Below are 5641 nucleotides of genomic sequence, written 5' to 3'. Positions count from 1 at the left end.
GACGCCATCCCGCAGCAATGGCGCCAGCGCCTGCGCCAGCAGCAGTGGCGCGATCGCATTGACGCGCAGGCTGTCCTCCAGCGTCGCCTGCTGCAATTGGCCGAAGCGCTCGCCGGAATGCAGCACGCCGGCGTTGTTGATCAGCAGGTCGATGCGCGCCTCCTCGCCCAGCGCCAGCGGCAGTTCGGCGAGGAAGGCGGCGCGCGAATCGGGACTTGCCACGTCCAGCGGCAGCACGTGCAGCCGGCCGGGATGGTGGCCGACCAGCGCGTTCAGTTCGGTGGCCTTCCCGGGGTGGCGGCAGCTGGCCACGACCCGGTCGCCGCGCGCCAGCAGCTGGCGCGTGAATTCCAGACCGACCCCGCGGTTGGCGCCGGTGACGACGGCGGTGCGTGGCATGGGATCTCCGGGGATGGCTTCCGGCCTAGTGTATCGGCGAAGCGTGACGCCTATCATGATGGGCTCGCCGCTGTTGACTCAGGAGTTCTCCGTGAACCTTTTCCGTCCCGCCGCACTCGCCATCGCCCTTGCCGGAGCACTGAGCCTGGGTGGCTACGCCCCACCGGCACAGGCCGCCAGTGCCCCGGCCGTGAACATTCCCTACGAGAGCTTCACCCTGCCCAACGGGCTGCGGGTGATCGTGCACACCGACCACAAGGCGCCGATCGTCGCCGTCAACGTCTGGTATCACGTCGGCAGCAAGGACGAACCGGCCGGTCGCACAGGCTTCGCCCACCTGTTCGAGCACCTGATGTTCAACGGCAGCGAGAACGCGCCGGGCGAGTACTTCACGCCGTTCACCGCGTCGGGTGCCACCGACATGAACGGCACCACCAATTCCGACCGCACCAATTACTTCGAGAACGTGCCCACCACCGCGCTGGACATGGCGCTGTGGATGGAGTCCGACCGCATGGGCCACCTGCTCGGCGCGATCGACCAGAAGACCCTGGACGAGCAGCGCGGCGTGGTGCAGAACGAGAAGCGCCAGGGCGAGAACCAGCCCTACGGCCAGGTGTGGGACGAGCTCGGCCGGCAGTTGTATCCGGCCGGCCACCCGTACCACCACAGCACCATCGGCTCGATGAACGACCTCAACGCCGCCTCGCTGGACGACGTCAAGACCTGGTTCCGCACCTGGTATGGCCCGAACAACGCGGTGCTGGTGCTGGCCGGCGACATCGACCTGGCCACCGCGCGCGAGAAGGTGGCCAAGTACTTCGGCGACATCCCGGCCACGCCGACCATGGCGCAGCCGCAGGTCGCCGTGGCCGCGCACACCGCCGACAGCCGCAGCACGATGACCGACGCGGTGCCGCAGGCGCGCATCTACCGCGCCTGGAACGTGGCCCAGTACGGCCAGCCGGATCTCGACCGCCTCGACCTGTTCGCGCGCGTGCTCGCCGGCGGCAAGTCCTCGCGGCTGGCCAAGCGGCTGATGCACGACAGCCAGCTGGTCGACAACGTGTCGGCGATGGTCTCGTCCTCGCAGCTGGGCAGCAACTTCATCATCACCGCCAGCGTGAAGCAGGGCGGCGATGAGGCCCGGGTCGAGGCGATCATCAACGAGGAGCTGCAGCGCCTGCTGCGCGACGGCCCGACCGCCGACGAGCTCGACCGCGCCCGCACCGGCGTCGAGGCGGCGTGGGTGCGCGGGGTCGAGCGCATCGGCGGCTTCGGCGGCAAGGCCGACGTGCTGGCCGAATGCACCATCTACACCGGCAATCCCGGCTGCTACCGCGACAGCCTGGCCACCCTGGCTGCCGCCACCCCGGAATCGGTGCGTGCCACCGCCAACACCTGGCTCGGCGCCGGCAAGGGCAGCCACACCCTGGTCGTCAATCCCGGCCCGCGGGTTCCGATTGCCGAGGAGCCGACCGTGACCCCGGCGCCGTTCGTGGTGCCCAAGCCGGATCCGCGCTACACCACCCTGCCGTCCACCGTGGACCGCAAGGCCGGCCCGCCGATGCCGACCCGGTTCCCTGACCTGATCTTCCCGAACCAGCAGCACGCCACCCTGAGCAACGGCACCCGGGTCATCCTGGCCGAGCGCCACGACGTGCCGGTGGTGCAGATGAGCTACGGCTTCCGTGCCGGACAGTCCTCCGACCCGACGGGCCGCCCCGGCCTGGCCAGTTTCACCATGGGCATGCTCGATGAAGGTGCCGGCGATCTCGATGCGCTGGCTTTCGCCGACCGCGCCGACGCGCTGGGCGCCAAGCTCGGCGCCGGCGCCGGTCTGGACGGCAGCAGCGTCTATCTCTCGGCGCTGAAGCAGAACCTCGATGCCTCGGTGGCGCTGTTCGCCGACATGCTGCGCCGCCCGCGCTTCGATCAGGCCGACATCGACCGCGTTCGCGGCCAGTGGATCGCCGGCATCCGGCAGGAGCAGGCCAACCCCAGCCGGGTCGCCCAGCGCGTGCTGCCGGAGCTGCTCTATGGCGCCGGCCACCCCTACGCCGCGCCGCGCACCGGCACCGGTACCGAAGCGTCGATCAATGCCATCACCCGCGCCGACCTGCAGCGCTGGCACGACGGCACGCTGCGTCCTGAAGGCGCCACGATTGTCGTCGTCGGCGACACCACGCTGGCGGAAATCATGCCGGTGCTGGAACGCCAGTTCGGCGACTGGAAGCCCGCCGGCGCCGCAGCCACCGCGACGGCGATCCCGCAGGCCGCCGCCCTGCCGAAGCCGCGCGTGTTCCTGATCGACAAGCCCGGCGCGGTGCAGGCCAACATCTTCGCGGCCGAACTGCTGCCGCCGAGCACCGATCCGAAGTCCACCGAATACGACATGGCCAACATGGTCATCGGCGGCGATTTCACCGCCCGCCTGAACATGAACCTGCGCGAGGACAAGCACTGGTCCTACGGCTCCGGCAGCGGTGCCGGCGCCGCGCTCGGCCAGCGCATGTGGACGGCCTCGGCACCGGTGCAGATCGACAAGACCGGTGAATCGGTGGCCGAGATGCGGCGCGAGATCACCGACTACGCCAACGGCACCCGCCCGGCCACCGATGCCGAAGTGGCCAGCATGAAGAGGGTGATGACCCTGACCCTGCCCGGCGAGTACGAAACCGCGTCCTCGGTGATGAACACCATCGCCAGCAACGTCCTCTACGGGCGTCCGGACGACTACGTGTTCCGCCGCACCGCCGAGATCCAGGCGATGACGCCGGCCGCGGTCAACGCCGCCGCGCGCAGCCTCGATCCGTCGCACATGACCTGGCTGATCGTCGGCGACCTGAAGCGGATCGAGGCCCCGGTGCGCGCGCTGAACATCGGCGAGGTGACGGTGCTCGACGCCGACGGCAAGCCGGTGCCGCCCAAGCCCTGAGGCAGTCCCGCCCTGCGCACGCCCATCGAACCACCGCTTGCATCAAGCGGCGGTTCGCCCCATAATTCCGCTTCTTTCGCGCCGCCTTCGGGTTCGATGGCCCGGTGTTAAAGCGACCCGAACAACGCGAGGCGACGTTCCGCAGCCGCAACGGCGAGCGAAACCAGCCCGACCATGCACCCCTGAATCGAGTTCGTCATGAAGACTTTCATCGCCAAGAACGAGACCGTCCAGCGCGACTGGTACGTCGTCGACGCCGAGGGCAAGACCCTTGGCCGCCTCGCCGCAGCCCTGGCCTACCGCCTGCGCGGCAAGCACAAGCCCGTGTTCACCCCGCACGTCGATACCGGCGACTATCTGGTCGTCATCAATGCCGACAAGGTAGCGGTGACGGGCAACAAACTGAACGACAAGCTCTACCACCGCTTCACCGGCTACGTCGGCAACCTCAAGACCGAATCGCTGGCGCAGGCGCTGGAGCGCCATCCCGAGCGCGTGCTCGAGATCGCCGTCAAGGGCATGCTGCCCAAGGGCCCGCTGGGCCGCCAGATGTACCGCAAGCTCAAGGTCTATGCCGGCGCCGAGCATCCGCACGCCGCGCAGCAGCCCCAGCCGCTCGAAATCTAAGGTCCGATTCCCATGGCTATTTCCCAGAATTACGGCACCGGTCGCCGCAAGTCCTCCACCGCCCGCGTGTTCCTGCGCAAGGGCAGCGGCACCATCACCATCAACGACCGTCCGATCGACGAGTTCTTCGGTCGCGAAACCGCGCGCATGATCGTGCGCCAGCCGCTCGAGCTCACCGGTAGCACCGACAAGTTCGACATCAAGGTGACGGCGAGCGGCGGCGGCACCACCGGTCAGGCCGGCGCCATCCGCCTCGGCATCGCCCGCGCGCTGGTCGAATACGACGAATCGCTGAAGTCGGAACTGCGCAAGGCCGGTTTCATGACCCGCGACGCCCGCGAGGTCGAGCGCAAGAAGGTCGGCCTGCACAAGGCCCGTCGCGCGACCCAGTTCTCCAAGCGCTGACCCGAGTCGTCCTCTGGCGTTGTCGTGGCAGCTTGCCTGTACTTCGGTACCGGCGGCGCCGCCACTCCCGGCCAGGGAACGATCGGACGCAGGCATGGGAAAGATGCGCTTGATGGCAGTATTCATCCAGCAAGCGCGTTTGCCTTTACAATCCGTCGCATAGCCCCGTCGCCAAGCGGTAAGGCACCTGACTCTGACTCAGGCATTCGGAGGTTCGAATCCTTCCGGGGCTGCCATATTCGAAATGGTGTTGAAGACACAACCCGCCGCTTGGCGGGTTGTGTCGTTTCGGGACGGGCGCGGTGGGACAATGGCGCACCCCATTCGGACGCCGAGGATGCCCCCCGTTGCCGTGTTTGCGCCGCCGGCCGTGCCGTTGGCGTTGCTTGATTCCCAGCTGCGCGAACGCGGCTACGCGGTGCTGGCCGCGGCCGACGTGGCCGCGCTGGCCGGCGTGGCGCCAGGTGCGCTGGCGCAGCTGGCACCCAGCTGGGACGACCTGCCGCCGGATCACTACCTCAAGGACGGCGGCCGCTATCGCCGGCGTCGTCACACCTGTTTCATTGCCGAAGGCGATGCGCTACGGCAGGTGCCGCAGCGGATGCACTACCAGCCGGTTGAATACAACGCTCTGCACGGCGGCATGGAACGCTGGTTCGAGCCGGTGGCCGAGCGCACCTTGGCGCAGCCGGCGTGGCCGACGCTGATCCGCGCGCTGGCGCAAGCCTGCTGGCGACAGGCGCCGGGGCCGCGCTGGCACGTCGAGGCGCACCAGTTCCGGATCGACACCACCGATGGCGTGGGCCGGCCCACCCCGGAAGGCGCGCACCGCGACGGCGTCGATTTCGTCGCCGTGCTGCTGGTATCGCGGCAGGGCATCCGTGGCGGCGAGACCCGGGTGTTCGCCGCCCAGCGCCGCGAAGGCGAGCGCTTCACCCTGACCGAACCCTGGTCGCTGCTGCTGATGGAAGACGCGCGGGTGATCCACGAATCCACCCCGATCCTGCCGCTGGATCCGGCCCAACCCGGCCACCGCGACACCCTGGTGCTGACCTTCCGCGCGGCCGCGTTTCTCGGCGACGACTGAGCCGCAGGCCTTGGCCTTGCATGACGCCAGCGACTGGTGCTAGCCTCCGGACCGCTGCATCCATCGGCCCAAGGGGCATGCGCGGGGTTTGCGCGCATGGGGTCTGCTTTCACAAAACGGCGCCAGAATCACACCTGTGAACGGCGCGCCACGGCCGTGGGGAATTCAACGTGCGAGTGAATTCG

General features: G+C 68.7%; 5 protein-coding genes and 1 tRNA gene. 5 read left to right on the top strand and 1 reads right to left on the bottom strand.

The window, feature by feature from the left end:
• The coding region (locus tag Q0X16_RS11595; RefSeq protein ID WP_297834546.1) for an SDR family NAD(P)-dependent oxidoreductase at window positions 1-399 on the bottom strand (399 nt) is incomplete at its 3' end.
• A 58-nt stretch (window positions 400-457) separates the two neighbouring features.
• Between Q0X16_RS11595 and Q0X16_RS11590 the strand changes: the two genes are divergently transcribed.
• The 5 genes from Q0X16_RS11590 to Q0X16_RS11570 all read left to right on the top strand — a co-directional run bounded on the left by Q0X16_RS11590 (window position 458) and on the right by Q0X16_RS11570 (window position 5456).
• On the top strand, window positions 458-3337 hold the full coding sequence (locus tag Q0X16_RS11590; protein ID WP_297834549.1) for a pitrilysin family protein: 2880 nt from the start codon (window positions 458-460) through the stop codon (window positions 3335-3337).
• 198 nt (window positions 3338-3535) lie between these two features.
• Window positions 3536-3964 carry a 50S ribosomal protein L13 gene (gene rplM / locus Q0X16_RS11585; RefSeq protein WP_297834543.1) on the top strand — a complete coding sequence of 143 codons (429 nt, stop codon included), beginning with the start codon at window positions 3536-3538 and terminating at the stop codon, window positions 3962-3964.
• Between the two features lie 12 nt (window positions 3965-3976).
• Window positions 3977-4369 (top strand): 30S ribosomal protein S9, encoded by a 393-nt coding sequence (rpsI, locus tag Q0X16_RS11580; RefSeq protein WP_297834540.1) that lies wholly within the window; start codon window positions 3977-3979, stop codon window positions 4367-4369.
• Window positions 4370-4530: 161 nt separating this feature from the next.
• Window positions 4531-4605: transfer RNA gene (locus Q0X16_RS11575), tRNA-Gln, on the top strand.
• A 101-nt stretch (window positions 4606-4706) separates the two neighbouring features.
• Window positions 4707-5456 (top strand): 2OG-Fe dioxygenase family protein, encoded by a 750-nt coding sequence (locus Q0X16_RS11570; protein ID WP_297834537.1) that lies wholly within the window; start codon window positions 4707-4709, stop codon window positions 5454-5456.
• The last annotated feature ends 185 nt before the right edge of the window (window positions 5457-5641 follow it).

Origin of the sequence: Thermomonas sp., assembly GCF_025993755.1 — a bacterium.
Classification (GTDB): Bacteria; Pseudomonadota; Gammaproteobacteria; order Xanthomonadales; family Xanthomonadaceae; genus Thermomonas.
This window is presented reverse-complemented; position numbering and strand designations above follow the sequence as displayed.